This window comes from Litchfieldia alkalitelluris (genome assembly GCF_002019645.1).
GTDB classification, from domain to species: domain Bacteria; phylum Bacillota; class Bacilli; order Bacillales; family Bacillaceae_L; genus Litchfieldia; species Litchfieldia alkalitelluris.
This window is the reverse complement of sequence record NZ_KV917374.1, coordinates 3,034,381-3,051,374: the sequence shown is the minus strand read 5'-3', so window position 1 is coordinate 3,051,374 and position 16,994 is coordinate 3,034,381. Positions and strand designations below refer to the sequence as shown.

Annotated in this window: 14 protein-coding genes and 1 other annotated feature; of the genes, 4 read left to right on the top strand and 10 right to left on the bottom strand. The window is 34.3% G+C overall.

Going from position 1 to position 16,994, the window contains the following annotated elements; all coding sequences use genetic code 11:
• Positions 1–215 precede the first annotated feature (215 nt).
• Entirely contained in the window at positions 216–2,132 is a 1,917-nt protein-coding gene (locus BK579_RS14200) for a DUF294 nucleotidyltransferase-like domain-containing protein (RefSeq protein WP_078546507.1), read from the top strand.
• Between the two features lies 1 nt (position 2,133).
• On the top strand, positions 2,134–2,841 hold the full coding sequence (locus BK579_RS14195) for a 3'-5' exonuclease (RefSeq protein WP_078546505.1): 708 nt from the start codon (positions 2,134–2,136) through the stop codon (positions 2,839–2,841).
• Positions 2,842–2,978: 137 nt separating this feature from the next.
• Here BK579_RS14195 and BK579_RS14190 read toward each other — a convergent pair whose 3' ends face one another.
• Complete coding sequence (locus BK579_RS14190; protein WP_078546503.1) at positions 2,979–3,608, bottom strand: hypothetical protein; 630 nt, start codon at positions 3,606–3,608, stop codon at positions 2,979–2,981.
• 106 nt (positions 3,609–3,714) lie between these two features.
• On the opposite strand from BK579_RS14190, the gene BK579_RS14185 reads away from it, so the two are divergent.
• Positions 3,715–4,656, top strand: coding sequence for a 3'-5' exonuclease (locus BK579_RS14185; protein WP_078546501.1), 942 nt, complete (start codon positions 3,715–3,717; stop codon positions 4,654–4,656).
• Positions 4,657–4,683: 27 nt separating this feature from the next.
• Here the strand turns inward: BK579_RS14185 and BK579_RS14180 are convergent, their stop codons facing one another.
• From BK579_RS14180 to proB, 4 genes are all read right to left on the bottom strand, one after another.
• The gene (locus BK579_RS14180) at positions 4,684–5,595 is read right to left on the bottom strand and encodes an MsnO8 family LLM class oxidoreductase (RefSeq protein ID WP_078546499.1); all 912 of its coding nucleotides are present in this window, start codon (positions 5,593–5,595) and stop codon (positions 4,684–4,686) included.
• A gap of 335 nt (positions 5,596–5,930) precedes the next feature.
• On the bottom strand, positions 5,931–6,608 hold the full coding sequence (locus tag BK579_RS14175; RefSeq protein ID WP_078546497.1) for an NAD(P)H-dependent oxidoreductase: 678 nt from the start codon (positions 6,606–6,608) through the stop codon (positions 5,931–5,933).
• Between the two features lie 239 nt (positions 6,609–6,847).
• Positions 6,848–8,095 carry a glutamate-5-semialdehyde dehydrogenase gene (locus BK579_RS14170; RefSeq protein WP_078546495.1) on the bottom strand — a complete coding sequence of 416 codons (1,248 nt, stop codon included), beginning with the start codon at positions 8,093–8,095 and terminating at the stop codon, positions 6,848–6,850.
• Positions 8,096–8,110: 15 nt separating this feature from the next.
• On the bottom strand, positions 8,111–9,214 hold the full coding sequence (gene proB, locus BK579_RS14165; protein ID WP_078546493.1) for a glutamate 5-kinase: 1,104 nt from the start codon (positions 9,212–9,214) through the stop codon (positions 8,111–8,113).
• Between the two features lie 61 nt (positions 9,215–9,275).
• Positions 9,276–9,487 (bottom strand) — a binding site (T-box leader).
• A gap of 119 nt (positions 9,488–9,606) precedes the next feature.
• Here proB and BK579_RS14160 point away from each other — a divergent pair.
• Positions 9,607–10,482: a dimethylarginine dimethylaminohydrolase family protein gene (locus tag BK579_RS14160; RefSeq protein ID WP_078546491.1), complete on the top strand. Its 876-nt coding sequence runs from the start codon at positions 9,607–9,609 to the stop codon at positions 10,480–10,482.
• A 78-nt stretch (positions 10,483–10,560) separates the two neighbouring features.
• On the opposite strand, the gene BK579_RS14155 is transcribed toward BK579_RS14160, so the two are convergent.
• From BK579_RS14155 to BK579_RS14135, 5 genes are all read right to left on the bottom strand, one after another.
• Positions 10,561–11,646: a branched-chain amino acid aminotransferase gene (locus BK579_RS14155; protein WP_078546489.1), complete on the bottom strand. Its 1,086-nt coding sequence runs from the start codon at positions 11,644–11,646 to the stop codon at positions 10,561–10,563.
• Between the two features lie 312 nt (positions 11,647–11,958).
• Positions 11,959–13,266, bottom strand: a complete 1,308-nt coding sequence (gene allB, locus BK579_RS14150) for an allantoinase AllB (protein WP_078546487.1) — start codon at positions 13,264–13,266, stop codon at positions 11,959–11,961.
• A 20-nt stretch (positions 13,267–13,286) separates the two neighbouring features.
• Entirely contained in the window at positions 13,287–13,796 is a 510-nt protein-coding gene (locus tag BK579_RS14145; protein WP_078546485.1) for a (2Fe-2S)-binding protein, read from the bottom strand.
• A complete protein-coding gene (gene pucD / locus BK579_RS14140; RefSeq protein WP_078546483.1) occupies positions 13,797–16,094 on the bottom strand; it encodes a xanthine dehydrogenase subunit D in 2,298 nt (765 codons plus the stop codon).
• Positions 16,095–16,097: 3 nt separating this feature from the next.
• Entirely contained in the window at positions 16,098–16,994 is an 897-nt protein-coding gene (locus BK579_RS14135) for an FAD binding domain-containing protein (RefSeq protein ID WP_078546481.1), read from the bottom strand.

Here is a 16,994-nt window from a genome sequence, read left to right as displayed (position 1 = left end):
TATATTTTTCTAATATTTTTGTATTTTTATAAAAATATTTTTGAAAACGCTATCAAAAACTCTCTTTTTCGCACTACCTAACTAATAAGTATCAACTTTATTGCATTTTTATTAATTGTGTATTGTGAGATTTAGGCTTCAAAATCCATTTCCCTTTTGTGGCACGTCAAAGTATGTTACCGTAAAAGTAATCCTAATGAAGGAGGCGTGTAATTGTGCAACAACCGAATTTAGATATAATTCTTAAAGATTATTATCCATTTAATTTATTAACGAATGATGAGTTTACAAGTGTTGTTTCTCAATCAAAGCTGGAAAGTTTCAATAAAAGTGAATTTCTATTTCACGAAGACGAGTCTATTGAAGATTTAGATATTTATTTCTTGGTTAGTGGTTTAGCTAAAAACATACTACATCAAACAAACGGAAAACAACTGTCACTCAGATATTATTATCCCGGAGACATAGTAGGTATTATGGTTATGTTTACTAGTGGAGAACTTAACTTCTCTGTTCAAGCAATAGAGGACAGTAAAGTGTTTAAATTGAACAAAGATAGTTTTTTTGCGGTTATGCTGTCAAACCCTACATTTTCTAAAGTGATCTGGGAAAGCGTTGGGGAAAGAATGAAAACTTTATATAATGAAATAAAAAGTAATACTTCTCAAGGTGATGATGAAAATATCAACCTTTTAAGTACAAGGGTCAAATCTTTAATGACCTCTCCCAAATTCATCTCACCTACTGAATTAATGACAGATGCAGCTATTAAATTAAGAACTGAAGGTGTTAATGGATTAATCGTTAGCAATGATCAAAAGACTATTGATGGCATTCTTACTAATAATGAGGTTCTAGATTTTATTACAAAATACAAACCAGATGAAACCGTAGAAAATTGGTATAAGAGTCAAGGATATTTTACAGTTAGGGATGATATCTTTACTATTGAAGCATTATCATACTTTAAATACAAAAATACACAGATACTACCTGTTGTTAATAATAAGAATGTCGTTGGTATGTTAACTCCCCACTCCTTCCTTAACCTTAATAATTCAAGTTATCTTGAACTATCTTTCAAAATTATGAATACTAATTCAATTACAGCCTTAAAAGAATACAGTTCGAATAAAAATTCTATGTTTCTATCATTTATTCATGAGTTACTTGAAAACGGAAGTTATGCTTATGATATAACAGATATCATTTCAAAACATAATGACTTAATGTATCGTCAATTAATTAAAGTAACTGAAAGTGAAATGAAAAATGAAGGTTACGGTAAGCCTCCTGTTAACTACTGTTTTATAACAATGGGGAGTCAAGCTCGTGAAGATCAGACATTTCATACTGACCAAGATAATGGAATTATTATAGATAATTACTCCCATCTAAAAAATGCAGAAGAGATCGAAAAGTATTTTCATACTTTCACAATGAAAGTTAACTGTCATTTAGAGGAAGTAGGCTTCCCACAATGCACAGGGGGAATTATGGCTAAGGAAGAGCCATGGAGGAAATCGATTGATCAATGGAAAAGCGAGATTCAATATTGGAAAAAAGAATTGGATGCGAAAGAAATACAAAGGTTTACTATGTTTTACGATTTTCGTCCTATCTATGGTGATTTTTCCATTGCTGAGGATGTAAGAAACTTTATAACCGAAAAGGTTAGAGGTTCGAATTTATTGCAGTACCTTCTTGTTAAAGATTCGTTAAGATGGAAAATTCCAGTCACTCCACTTGGTGTTATGAATCTGAATCAAAAAAATAAGACAATTGACGTGAAAAAAGTAGGTTTGATGCAAATTATTAATACAGTACGTATATATGCAATAAAATATGGAATTAAAGAAGTTAACACTATTCAAAGACTTCATCGATTAAAGGAGTCTAATGCAATGCATCCCCGCGATGTAGAAAATGCAAAAACAGCTCTACATTATTTACAGTTTTATCGAATTAAACAAAACCTTAACCAATTGGCAGACAATAATCCTGTGACTAACAAACTAGCACTTTCTACTTTATCAAAAGAAGATAAATGGAAATTGAAAGAAGCAATCCAAATTGCTAATCGAATGCAACAAGCGACAAAAATAAGCTTCAACAGAACAAGAGGTGTCTAAGATGCCTGTTGATATTAAAATTCTGCATTATTATCTTTGGAAACAATTTATGATCAAATATAAATTAAAACAAATACGACGAAATACACAAAACGATTTACATTTTATTTCAAATAATACAATAGCCATCGAAAAGGAAAAAGATCTTTCGGCAGTTACTTTTACTGTATTTGACTTAGAAACTACCGGCTTTTTCCCAGAACTAGGTGATGAAGTACTCTCTGTCGGAGCTGTTAAAATCAGAGGTGGAGAAATTCTAAGAGATGAGTCATTCTATAAGGTAGTTAGACCTATTGATAAGGTACCACACTCGATAAAACAACTAACTGGACTAACTGATAAAGAGATTAACAGCAGCCACTACTTTCCTTGGGTTCTAAAGAAATTTATTGATTTTAGTCAAGAGACAGTCTTAGTTGCTCATCCAGCTAGCTTTGATATCCCATTTCTACAATCGACAATTAAAACGTGGGGGCTTCCCGATTTCTCGCCAGAAGTAATTGATTCTCATGCTCTAGCTAATTGGATTTATCCTGATAATAATAACTTTTTGGATCAGCTTGTTGAATATTATCAGATTGATCAAAAAGAAAGACATCATGCATTAAACGATGCGATTATGACCGCAGAAATCTTTATTAAACTTATAAATGAAACAGATCAACTTTTGAAATATAATGATCTTTTAGAAGTAACACGAAGTATATAATACAAGGAATCCTTTCCTTAGATAAACCGATAGCTATTATTTTTATAACTCTGTTACTCGAGTTTTCAGGAATATGATTCATAGTGTTTCCAAGTAGTTAGATAAATAAATAGCTAAGCGAAATTTCCATCGCTTAGCTATTTATTTAATAAACTTAAAATTTGATCCGACGTATAATTATCTTTGATACCAGGCTTATCGATAATATAGTCAATTAGCTCTTGATTTGTTAACTTATGCGTATTTAATAAGCCACGGAGGATTGTAGCTAAATATTCATTTGAGGGTACTTGATATTGAACATCAGCTTTATCCCAGTATGCCGTAAATGTGAAGATTGGATAATTTTCAACCTCCCCTAAACTAATGATATGTCCATACCATGATTTTCTGAAAGTCATTGATTTTTTCTTTATCACATCAGTAAGATTCACACTTAAACTGAAATCATCATTTTCCTGCCTAACCACATCCTTAAACTGCTCAGCTGTGATTAAATACATTCTGCCTAAAGTGAATTCCTTCTCGCTTTCTTTATGGCCAATAAAAGCAACACCTCCATTATTCCAACGCCCTGCATTTTTAGCGAAATATAAAGGATGTGGTATAATCATTTCCTTCTCTACTAAAGGATGTGTTTTGTCCTTACAACCCACTTCCTTTTTTGCTGAACCCTTTGGATTGCCTCCTTCTATGTAGCATAAAAAGCGATTTCGATCCAAATTCGAACCGTAACAAGCGTACCAGACTAAATTAGATTCTGTCATTTTATCAATCGTCCTTTCTATGAGGATTTTTCTTGGAATATATTGATAGTTTCATACTATATTTATTTCTATTATAATATGCTGTTAGGAAGGAGGGAATTTAAACATGGCAACTGTGAAACAATATGTGTTCTTCGACTTTGAAATGCTTTGCTCTAATAGGGGTATGACATTTACAAGTATGGAAAGTATTAGATTGGGCGCAGTTAAATATGATATTAAAACAGAAGAAATTCAATACTTTGACCAGTATATTCGTCCAAATCAACTAAAGCCGTTATCACCGTTTTGTAAACAATTAACAGGAATTAGTGATGATGATTTAGTGGATGCTAATAACTTTTCAGTGGTGTTCGAACTTTTTCTTGATTGGGTTGGAGGAATTAAGAAAACACGTTTCTTTTCATGGTCTAAAAGTGATTTATGTAGACTAAAGATAGATGCTGAGCAACATCAGATTTCACCAGCAACAATTTCGAAAATTGAAAAGAGATATATTGACTTTCAAGCGATTTTTTCTAAAAGAGTAACTAAAAACCAATACTCGGTCGAAAACGCTCTTCAGCTTTATGGTTTGGATTTTATTGGAGAAAAGCATAACCCAATGTACGATGCGTTTAACACATTAAGAATTTACCTTAGTTTTTTAAACCAACCGTTAAAATCTGATTTAATTATGCTAAATCAATTTATTTTTAACGACAATGAGGAAGAAATTAAAAAACATGACCTTAACTCAGTTTTAAATAAATATATTGAACAAGACATTAATTATTTCAGTGCAAATCTAAGTGATGTATATAATATGAAGGATTTCTCAAAGACTCTCAAATCTACTCGTAAAATTGTAGAGAAATATGAAAATATTATTTGTAATCGTTCAGGAATTTTTTCAAAAGACACGATAAATATAGTAAGAAAACTTTTGGAATTTTATCATGAGTTATTATTATGTTATCAGGAACACTCTGATTACTCTTCCAAAGTGATTATTCTGAATGAGCAAACCATTCAACCTATTTTGCAATTATCATTGAAGCGAGGATGAAGATGCATCTTCCTTCGTACATAAGATTTATAACAACTCTTCTGCTATTAATTTAAAACTTTTTATTCGATCATGATAATTTATTGAAGGTACATTTAACATAATCTCCTCAACTTGATGCATAGCTCTAATTTCCTCTAACCTATCTTTCACTTCTATTGAATCACCGACAATGGTGTCTGTCATATCATTTTCTTCTATTTTACCTTGAACCGTTTTCCTTTTATACATATTAGTCATTACTTCATCTGCTCTTTCCTTTGTTTCTGCGCAAAACACATTCACTGTGATTAGTGCCTTAGGACTTTTTACTGTATGTTCAGATTTGAAGTTTTGAATATATTCAGCTATTATTTCACTACCATTTTTATCACTCATAAATTGACCAAATGCATATGAAACTCCATATTCAGCAGCCAGCAGAGCGCTTTTTTTGCTTGTGCCTAAAAGCCAGATTTGTGGTTTTATGTTTGGGATTGGTACAGGTAATGGATTGGTTTCTTGGTTTTCTAATTGCAGAAAATAAATTAATTCTCGAATTTTTTGTGGAAATTTATATACTTCCTGTAAATAATTATCCGATAATGCCATTGTAGCTTCTGCTGATCCACCAGGTGCTCTTCCTACTCCTATATCCACACGGTTCGGAAACAGAGCAGCTAGCGTATTAAAAACTTCAGCTACCTTATAAGATTTATAATGAGGTAACAATACTGCACCAGAACCGATTCGTATTTTATTAGTTTTTGAACCAATCGTTGCTAAGATTATCTCAGGCGCAGAACTGGCTAAACTTTTAAAGTTATGATGCTCTGTCAACCAATAACGCTCATACCCTAAAGACTCTCCTAATTGAGCTAGCTGAATGGACTTATCTAGAGCTTCTTCAAAAGAACATCCCTCATAAACAGGTGACTGATCGAGTATACTTAATTTCATAAAACCTCTCTCCCCTGCTTTTATTATTGTCATTGAATAAGCGTGATTAAAACTTAAACCCAGGTAGACCGTCATGATAATTACAGCAGCACCATGTAGTATGAAGGTCTTCCGAAGTGTGGAATGAGTGAAGAGCCACTTGACTCCTGCGGGATCCAGTGGTCTCGTGGGACCCCGCAGGAGCCCGCCCCTGGCGACGAGGAGGCTCACGGACCACCCCGCGGAAAGCAAGTGGATCGCAGCTCATGGAACTCCACAACCAAAGTTATTTTCAGTGTAGACAAAAACGACAATGAAAAATCAAAAAAGCTATTTACATAAATAATTGATTATTGTTACCTTACCCACTGCACTATATCATTCAACGGCTTACGTATCTTAGGACGAGGTTCCTCAGAGCGATATCCAAAAGCAACCATCACCGCAATGTTTAAATGACCATCCTCAAGTAGTCCTTCAGCATCTAAAAGATTCGAGACTTTATCATAATCAAACCCTTCAATCGGGCATGAATCGATTCCAATTTGAGCTGCAGCAGTCATCATATTAGCGAGCGCTATATAGCATTGCTTACATGACCAATCAAATATCGTTCTTTCGTTTTCCAGTACTTTAAAATCAGATTCTTGAAAAGTTTTGTATCTTTCTTGAATTCTAGCCATTAATTCTTCTGGGAACTTCTTTACATTAATCATATGATTTTTAATATATTCTGAATCATATTTAACATCCTTAATTGTTCTTGCAAGGATGATAACAAAATGACTTGCAGTAGGCAACTGACCTTGTGCTCCCCAAGAAATCTCTCTCAATCTTTCTTTTAACTGCTCATTTTCAATAACTAAGAATTTCCAAGGCTCTAACCCAATTGAGCTTGGTGATAACCTTCCAGTTTCTAAAATAAAAGAAAAGTCTTCTTCACTAATCTTCTTAGTTGGATCAAACTGTTTTGTGGCATGTCGAAACTCGAAAGCTTCAATAATTTGTTCTTTTTTTAATGAATGATTATCCATGTCTTCTCTCCATTCGTAATTCTCTCTTAAAGCTTTTTCTGAACAATTCGTTTCTACTCGAACGTAAAAAGTTGAAAAAGTGGTTTTCAAATTAAATGGTTATAATTTTATGTACCACTGTCTTTTTGACGGTTAAAAAACAAAGATCGTGAAACTAGCTTTAGATGTAATAAAGAAAGTTATATTGACTAGTTAACCACTTATTGTTAGTTTCATTCAAGTAAAATGCTTCTATTCAATTAAATCCTAATTTGACCTTGACCATATATAAAATACTTTGAAGATGTTAATGCATTTAAGCCCATAGGACCCCTGGCATGTAATTTTTGTGTGCTAATACCTATTTCAGCTCCATAGCCGAATTCAAAACCATCAGTGAACCTAGTAGAAGCATTATGATAAACTGCAGCTGAATCAACATTTTTCATAAATAGTGATGCTCGATCATCATCTTCAGTTATGATTGCTTCTGAATGTTTTGTTCCATACTTATTAATATGAGTAATGGCTTCTTCAACAGACCCAACAATCTTGATGCTTAAAGTTAAATCTAAGTATTCAGTGTACCAATCTTCCTCTTCTGCTTTCTTTATTTCTGAAGATATTTCACATACTCGTTCATCACCTATGACTAATATGCCATGTTCGAATAATAGATTTATTAGATCTGCTCCATTGGTCTCAAACCATTTCTCATCGATTAAAAGTGACTCCACGGAATTACATACAGATGGTCGTTGTGTTTTTGCGTTAATTACTATTGTTTTAGTCATAGCTAAATCTGCTGACTCATCAATAAAAATATGGCAATTTCCTGCTCCTGTTTCTATGACAGGGACAGATGCTTCCCTAATCACTGTTTCAATAAGTTGTTTCCCCCCTCTAGGTATTAACACATCCAAATATTCGTTCAAATGAAAGAGTTGTTTAGCAGTCTCTCTACTATTGTCTTCAATCAACTGAATGGACTCAACAGGAATAGAGGTTCTTTTCAAAGCTTGATGCACACTAGCAATAAGAGCTTTATTTGAAAAAGCTGCAGATGAACTACCCCTTAAGATTACTGCATTCCCCGTTTTAAGTGATAACGTGGCCGCATCTACAGTTACATTAGGTCTAGCCTCATAAATCATGCCAATTACACCAAGTGGAACTCTATTCTTTTTTATTAGTAGCCCGTTTTCTTTTGTAATTGTTTCTAGGGTTTCTCCAATCGGATCTTTCATTTCAATTAACAACTCAATCGCATGCACAATATCCCTAATTCTTTTAGAATTTAATAATATTCGATCTAGAACATTTTCAGATAGACCATTTTGTTTACCAAGGTGAATGTCCTTTTGGTTTTCAGAAAGTATTTCATTTTGATCAATTAAAAGTTGTTCAGCAATTTGTTTGAGAGCATAGTTTTTTTCAGTTGTTGAGAAATTCACTAAAGAAAAGCTTGCCTGTTTCGCTTTTTGACCTTTCATAATTATCTCATTCATCTTCATTCGACTCCTTTAAATTAATGATTTCACCCATTTATTTCGATGAATAACTTCTGTTGACATTGTTAATTTGGTGGAAGTATCGGCAGTTCTTTTTTCTATAAAATTAAGTAAGTTTTCTGATGATAGTGAGACTTCTCCTTTTCCAAGAAGCTCATATTTCCCGTAAACTTCTACCACATCCCCTTTTGAGAAAACCCCTTTTATATCGCTAACTCCTGCAGGGAGAAGGCTTTTCCCCCCGTTGATCAATGCATTTTCAGCACCTTCATCAATATATATTTGACCAGACACTTCTGAGTGAAATGCAATCCACTGTTTTACTGTGTTCAAACTCCCCAGCTCATCTGATCCTATGTAAGTGCCATCACCATTGCCATTCATAATATTTACTAATTTACTCTGTCCGTCCCCTTTACCAATAAACACTTTTACTCCTAAAGATAGAGCCGTTTTTGCAGCCAATAATTTTGATTGCATCCCACCTGTGCCAATCTTTGATCCTGTCCCTTCAGCGATTAAAAGGAGATCATCTGTAATATATTCGAGTGAGGATATCTTATTAGCATGTGGGTTTTCTTTCGGATTTGAATCATATAAGCCGTTGATATCAGTAAGAATTATAAGTTGGTCTGCATGTACTAATCCACTCAAAAGTGCAGACAACATGTCATTATCACCAAAGGTTAATTCTTCGATTGAAACTGTGTCGTTTTCATTAATAATTGGTAATATATTCCTACCTATTAATTCAGTAATGGTAGCAAAAGCATTTCTATAGCTTTCACGCTTTGAAAAATCGCTTCTAGTTAATAAAATTTGAGCTGGGATTATTCTAAATTGCTTAAAACACTCAATATATTTTTGTATTAATAAGCCTTGACCTACCGCTGCAGCAGCTTGTTTCCCTTTTATCGTAATTGGTCTTGAAGAATAGCCTAACTTTTTAAACCCAGCTGCTACTGCTCCAGATGAAACAAGTAGAACTTCATGACCTACTTCCATTAATTTAGATATAGCACTTATATGGTCGATGATTTTTTCTTGATCTATCTCCCCCTTGGAGTTTGTTAAAGAGCTACTACCAATCTTTACAACAATTCGCTTCTTATCCATCACTATACTCCTTCTTAATAATCTATTCCTATACAAAAAAGAGCCATTCATCCCTAATAAAATTAAGGACGAAAGGCTCTATACTTCCGTGGTACCACCTTAGTTGGATAAAAATACCCCACTTGGACCGTTAACGTTGGTTAAACGCCTATGTTTTTCCCATAGGACTCAAAGGGTAGGTTCTGTAGATTTATTATGATGAAGCTTTCCAGCTAAGAGCTTCACTCTCTGTCATATAAATTTCTACATACTAATCCTTATCATAGTTCGTTTTATTTTTTATAGTATGCCTAGATTCTTAAAAGAAGTCAAGAGAATTCTGATTCTTATAATTTTAATGATTTATCCTTTCTTGGACAAACTACCTTTAAACGAATTAGTAGGAGGTAATTATGTCCGAAAGAACAGATATTCACGTTAAAACTTCATGTCATAGTGAATACGATCATCTCTTTAGAGTGGTGCTTTGTAAGCCGGAATATATGACGATACGTGACGTAATCAACGATACTCAAAAACATTTCAAAAATGAAGGCATTCATATTGAAAAGGCATTAGAACAGCATGACCAGTTTGTTAAGACTTTAAGGAATCATGGAGTAGATGTGATTTTATTAGACCCATTATCAAAATTTCCTGAACAGGTCTTTACACGAGATATTGGTTTTACTTTGGGAGAAACCATTTTTGTTGCCGATATGGCAGCTGATATTAGAAAAGGAGAAGAAGATATCCTAAAAAAATGGCTTGAAACTGAAGGAATTTCCTATTTTAACCTCATTGGTGATCGAATTGAGGGTGGAGATGTAATAATTGACCGTAAAAAAGTATTTATTGGGGTAAGTGACCGGACAAACCGTAATGCAATAGAACATATTCAACGTCTTCTTGGTGAATATGAAGTGATCGCTGTTCCTTTTACTGAAAAATATTTACATCTAGATTGTGTCTTTAACATTATTTCTCCTACGGAAGCTTTGTACTATCCTGGTGCATTCACGGAGAAGGAAATACAAATACTTGGTAATCATTATGAATTAATAGAAGTCACTGAAGATGAGCAGTTTACTCTTGGTACGAATGTATTATCAATAGGTAACAAAAAATTATTCAGCCTTCCTGTAAACAAAAAGGTTAATAATGAATTGAAAAATCGGGGATATGAAGTAATCGAGGTAGATATTACTGAGATTATTAAATCAGGAGGTTCTTTTAGGTGTTGTACAATGCCACTATTAAGATCACACAAAGAAAAAACGGATGCATAAAATTGCATCCGTCTAAAATATATACTTGCTATTTGCTTGCTTTATCGAGGTGTGAATCAAGTGCAAAGTGTTTTGAGATTAATTTTCGTTATCTTTAATGGTCATCGTCCAACCAAACTGATCTGGTTGGGTACCATTTTGTATCCCTGTAATCGTATCATATAAACGCTTTGCAATTTCACCTGTGTTGCCATTATTAATCAGCATTTCCTTTCCCTTCCAGTTCAGTTCACCAACAGGTGAAATGACAGCAGCTGTACCTGTACCAAAAACTTCTTCAAGAAGGCCTTCGGAATACCATTCGAATAAATCTTCAATTGAAATCTTTTTCTCAGTAACCGTTAATCCCCAATGTTTAAGCAATTCGATAACGGAATTTCTTGTTATTCCCTCCAAAATACTTTCATTTAGAGCAGGAGTGATAATTTCACCGTTTATCTTAAAAAAGATATTCATGCTTCCAACTTCTTCTATATATTTCTTTTCTACACCATCTAGCCATAACACTTGTGAGAAACCTTTTGAAGATGCCTCTTCTTGGGCTTTTAGACTTGCGGCATAATTCCCCCCTGTTTTAGCTTTACCTGTACCACCTGCTACCGCACGAACATATTGATCTTCCACATAGATTTTTACTGGATTTATTCCCTCTTTGTAATAAGATCCTACAGGTGAAAGAATAATTATGAACTGGTAGTGTTTAGAAGGTGCAACACCTAGAAATGACTCTGTAGGTATAATAAAAGGCCTAACGTAAAGAGATGTACCTTGTGCTGTCGGGATCCAATCCTTATCAATTTCTATAAGTTTTTTTAATCCACTGATTACGATATCACCATCAATTTGAGGAATACATAATCTTTGATTTGAAAGATTTAATCTTTCCATATTCTTTTCTGGTCTAAATAATAATACTTCTCCACTTTTAGATAAATATGCTTTTAACCCTTCAAAAACTGTTTGGCCGTAGTGAAAAACCATTGCTGCTGGATCTAATGAAATCGGCTGATAAGGAACGATTTTGGGATCATACCATCCTTTATCACTCGAATAATTCATAACAAACATATGATCTGTAAAATACCTACCAAAAGCTAACCCTTCTGAATCTGGTTTAACTTTTTGGCTTTTAGTTAAATTAACTTCAATTAAAACGTCTTTCATTGTAAGAAAACTCCTTATCAAATTATTAATAACTTCTATAATACTCTTTTCTTTCAAAACACACAAAGGAATTATCTAATAAATCTGAAATATAATCAAAAAAGTTTAAAAATTTATAGTTACACTCGTTTAATATGATTAAATAATTTTCTATTACAGTTCGACAAATGTGAAATAATCAGCAATATCAATACGTGTTTTAATAGAAAAAAAACGCCTCAGTAAAATAAAAAAAGCCTTTCTAAGGAGTTCTTTTCATCACCAATTTAGATCAATGAAAAAATCCTAGAAATAGCTTTTGAAAGGTTAAAATTATTGTTGATACACAATAGCCCCTCCTACAAGTGTGTAGTGAATCTTTCCTTTTAACTCCCTCCCAATAAAAGGACTTTGTTTATGCTTGTAGTATAAATCTTCTCTTTTCAAGCAAAACGAATAACTTGGATCAATAATTGTTAAATCCGCATCACTACCAAGTGATATTAGCCCCTTCTGGGGATATAAATTGAATCTTTTTGCGGGATTTGTCGACGTTAATTGAACAATTTTTTCTAATGAAACATTTCGTTTATAACAACCTTCGTGTAAAAGGACTTGTAGTGTTGTTTGTGCACCTGAAATTCCTCCCCAGGCTTGAAGTAAATCACCGTGTTTCATATCTGGTGTCGATGGGGAATGATCTGATCCGATCATGTCTATTTCATCATTTTGTATTGCTTCCCATAATGATTCTACTTCTTCAGAACTCCTTAAAGGCGGAGCACATTTAGCAATAGCACCTAAAGTTTCAAGGTCATCTATTGTCAGCGATAAATAATGAGGGCAGGTTTCAACAGTAATATCTACACCTTCTTTTTTCGCTGTTTCAATAAGCGCACTTACTTTCCTACTACTCACATGCACAATATGTAATCTACACCCTGTGATTTTTGCAAAAGAAATCATTTTTTGAACTGCTTCAATTTCTGAGGTTATGGGTCTCAATTCGGAAAATTCGTGGGCAGTTATCTTGTGATTTTGTTCGAAAATCGTTGCTAAAAAATTTGTAATTGATTGACTTTCAGCATGTACCGCTAAAATACCACCAATTTCCGAGATCTCCTTCATACCGAGTAGTAAACTTTGATCATTACAGGCTTCAAATTCATTAATGCCACTATCTGACATAAACGCTTTAAAACCTATTACACCACATTCTGTTAAATCTTTTAACTGTTGCAGATTATTGGGGACTAAACCTCCCCATAGTTCACAATTAATAATCGAGTTTCTAGTAGCTAACTCCTGCTTTTGGAAAAAGGCTTCTTTCGTAACGGTTGGAGGATCACTGTTTAATGGCATATCAAAAAAAGTTGTTACTCCTCCAGCAGCAAGACTTTTACTACCTGTTTCAAATCCTTCCCACTCTGTTCTCCCAGGCTCATTGAAGTGAACATGTGAGTCAATAAGACCTGGTAAAACAGTTAATCCTGTAGCATCAATTAAACTTTCAGATTCGTCGACAGGGATTGGTGTTTCTGAAAGATATCTTATTACTCCATTTTTGACACCTATACTCATTTTAGAAATATGGTCAGTCACTACATTACCATTTTGAATCACTAAATCGTATTTTTTCATGATTATCCACCTTTAATTCTTTAGCTAGATTGTGAGTTTTCAATATAACGGCTAACCGCTCTAATAATTCCGTTATACCCTGTACAACGGCAGAGGTTTCCGGATAAAGCAATTTCTATTTCTTCTAAACTAGGTGACGGATTAGTAGATAGCAATGACTTTAAAGCCATAACCATTCCTGGAGTACAGTATCCACATTGGAGTGCACCTTCTTCTAGAAAAGCTTGTTGGATAGGATTCATGGACTCCTTTGACATATATTCAATAGTATTAATACTAGACCCTTGAATTTGGTAGGCCATTAATAGACAAGAATTAACTAAGTTTCCATTCATTAAAACTGAACAAGCTCCACACCGTCCGACTTCACAAGAAATTTTCGTTCCTGTCAAATCAAGTTTTTTTCGAAGAATATCCACTAAACGGTATGTTGCTGGAACCTCTAATACTATTTCATTGTCATTAATAAAACAATTTAGCAAGATTGTGGTCGTATTCTTTGTTTGTGAAGAGAGGTTCTCAATTGACATTTATATCAACTCCTTCGACTGTTGATTAAATAAACCTTTATTTTGTTTTGTTAAAGCATTAAGTATTTCCTCGGGTGAAATGGGTAGTTTATTTACCCAATAACCAGTCGCATCATGAATAGCTGCAATAATGGCTGGAGCAACTGCAACTGTTCCAATTTCTCCTACTCCTCTTGGACCGAAATGATCACCCTCAACTAATGTTTCGATCGCATTTACTTTTGTGTGTGATGGGATGTCTTTAATAGTGGGTATTAAGTAAGAATCGAAATTTCTTGTTACATATTTGCCACTGTCCATTAATGAGTCTTCCATGATTGTGAAGCCCAAGGCCATGATTCCTCCACCTTCAATTTGTCCCAAAAAGCCCATCGGATTAACAACAGGGCCGGCAGCGATCGTATGTTCTACATCTGTCACTTTTACTTTTCCGGTTAATTTATCTACTTCTACTTCAACAGCAATAGCTCCAAAACTATATAAATAATGACCTCCCACAATTGGATCAGGTGTTGTCGGGAAATCGTATTGACTAGTGATTGTAGGAAGATTTATCAACGATTGGGCTAATTTTTTATAAGTAATAATTGGAACTGTAACATCATCATCTATAGACCAAATTCCTCCTGGTCCCATTTTTAAATTCTCTACCTTTTCTTCAGTCACGATTGATGCATTGCTGAGCAATTCTCTTAACCAAGGATTCTTCATCGTTCTGATTCCTTGCCAAGCCATATTAGTAGATCTTGATGCCGTGGAAGAACCAGAGGGTGGAACTAGTCCCGTATCACCAATCACGATCGAAATATCATCCTTACTACAGCCTAATTCCTCAATCATCATAATCTCAATTGAACCTATTAGCCCTTGCCCGACTTCCTCAAAACCAAAAGCAATCTCAATCTTTCCTTCTTTAGTTAAAGCTAATCTTCCACCAGATGGATCCGGTCGTCCATATCCTAAACCGCCACCATGCATGGTAATGGCCAGTCCAGAACCTTTTAATTTCCGATTTTCAGTTTGTGAAAAAGGTTTATTTAGGATTGAAGAATGATTAATTTGTTCAAGCACATCAAAAGCACCGTTTGTTGGGACAATTCTTTGTCCTAAAGGCCCTAAATCGTTTGTTTTTCTTAAATTTAGTAACCTAATATCATATTGAGATATGTTTAAGCTTTCGGCTAATCGGTCTAATTGAGATTCCAATGCAAATGTGATTTGATTACCACCAAATCCTCTAAATTCACCGGAAATTCCGTTATTAGTATAAACTGAAACACCTTCTACATTTACATTAGGGATAATATATGGTCCTGTTGCGTGTTCAACTGCAAAATCAAGCACGGCAGGCCCCAACGTGGCATAAGCACCTGTATCTGCAACAATTCTAACAACGTGAGCGAGGATCTTCCCTTTTTCATCTACCCCTGTTTTCATAGTGATTTTCATTGGATGTCGTTTGAGACCTGCAATCACCGAATCATTTCTCTTTTGGTGAATTTTCACAGGTCTATTTGTAGTCAGAGCAAGTAAAGAAGCATAAGGTTGGACATTTAACTCGTCCTTTCCACCAAATGATCCACCAATAGGACTAGAGACTACCCTAATGTTCTTCTCGTCCATATTAAGTATTCTAGAAAGCTGCATCCTATCCTTAAAACCATGCTGTGTAGCTGCGTATACGGTGATACTGCCATCTTTTTCTGGAACAACTACTCCACCTTCAGTTTCCATATAAGCATGCATCTGTCTCGGGGTATGATACGTTTCTTCAATTACGTTGTGGCAGGAAAAGAATACTTGATTAATCTCATCGTCTTCAATCGTTTTATACTCTGCACGATGAAGTACATTTCCAGAAGGATGTAGACTAATAGATTCATTTGAGAGAGCAACTTCAGGGGAGTCCATTACTGTAAGTGGTTGATATTCCACATCTATTAATTTTATAGCAGCAGCTGCGATTTCATCCGTGTCTGCAGCTACTGCTGCTATGGCATCACCTTCAAAGCGAACGATATCTTTACAAAATACAGGTTGATCCGGAAAAATCAGCCCGAATCCGTTTAATCCTGGGATATCCTTATATGTGAGTACAGCTCTTACACCGCATAACCTTAGTGCTTTTTCAGTATTTATAGACATTATTTTCGCATGAGGAATTCCGCTTCTTAGAATTCTGCCATACAACATATTCGGAAAAGTTAAGTCTGTTAAATACTTAAGTTGACCTGTAACCTTCTTTGCTCCATCTGGTCGAACAAACCAGCGTTTAGAGTGTTTACGATTTAACTCCATTTCTTAAATCACCCTTCCTTTAGAACAAAATTGTTCTGTTATATATGATAATATAAGATTAGTTCCGACAAGTTTGCGATAATTGGCTGTTGAGAAAGCATCTGTATATGAATCTATTTCGTTATAAATCAATTCATACAAAATTGCTAAATTAAGGTCTTTTTCAAAATCAGTATTTTTAAGGAAGTTCTCAGTTTTCTCTAGTCTCTGCGGATTATGGTTACCACCACCAATGCAAATCCTTATCTCATTTGCTTTAGATTTACTATCTTTATAACAAATAATTGAAAGACTAATTAATGCAACATTGAAAGCTTCCCTTCTTCCAACTTTTTCATAGAAGTAAGTGTTATTTAAAATTTTTTCCTGAATGGGTATAAGAATAGCCGTTAATATACAACCCTTTGCCTGCAATTTATTACTTAACCAAGCATTTAGTGAGGTCGTTGTATATCCGTTTCCGTCATAATATTCTACTAAAGAATCTAAACATAACAAGACAGGAATTGCATCTCCCAACCCACTGCAAATATTCCCACCAACCGTTCCTCGATTACGAACTGCCGGAGCTGCAATATTCTTACATGCCTCAGCTAATATTGGGGCATGAATAAGAAGTGTCATATCAGTTATACATTCTGCTAACCTTGTTAATGTACCTATCTTAATAAATTTACCTTCTTCATTATTGATCACAGAAATTCCAGTTAGGTCTTTGATAGATTCAATACTTATTAATGAAGAGGGCACTGACTCACCGGTTTCCCATTGCACTTGAATAAGGGTACCACCAGCTATTATCACCGAAGAACTTTTGATTTGTTTTAATGCCCATAACTCTTTTATATTATTAGGTATTAACACTTCAGGTAATGTGACGACTGTGTTTTCTGTTTCCAT